The sequence below is a fragment of the Escherichia sp. 94.0001 genome (assembly GCF_013369155.2).
GTDB classification, from domain to species: Bacteria; Pseudomonadota; Gammaproteobacteria; order Enterobacterales; family Enterobacteriaceae; genus Escherichia; species Escherichia coli_F.
Genome location: NZ_JABWMS020000335.1, coordinates 1 through 237 on the forward strand (window position 1 = coordinate 1; position 237 = coordinate 237).

Genomic DNA, 237 nt, shown 5'->3' on the forward strand with positions numbered 1-237 from the left:
GAGGGAAACCCGGGCACTGCCACTGACCCGACGCTGTTCACCCTTCAGGACATTCTCCCGCCGGGTATTCAGAGTTTTGATTCTGCCCGGTAACGTACGAAGCACAGCCATGTAAAATCCTCGCCATATAGCTTGTCACCAGAGGAAAGAAAATGTCATCGAAAAACCGGCCCCGCAGAACAACAATCCGCAATATCCGTTTCCCCAATCACATGATTGAACAGATCAATATCGCCC

Annotated in this window: 2 pseudogenes; one reads left to right on the forward strand and one right to left on the reverse strand. The window is 51.1% G+C overall.

Annotated features, from left to right (window positions below):
• Positions 1 to 111, reverse strand: a pseudogene (locus HEN33_RS26005) (HNH endonuclease); the annotation flags it as partial.
• Between the two features lie 41 nt (positions 112 to 152).
• Here HEN33_RS26005 and HEN33_RS26720 point away from each other — a divergent pair.
• Positions 153 to 237 (forward strand): annotated as a pseudogene (locus tag HEN33_RS26720) (YlcI/YnfO family protein); the annotation flags it as partial.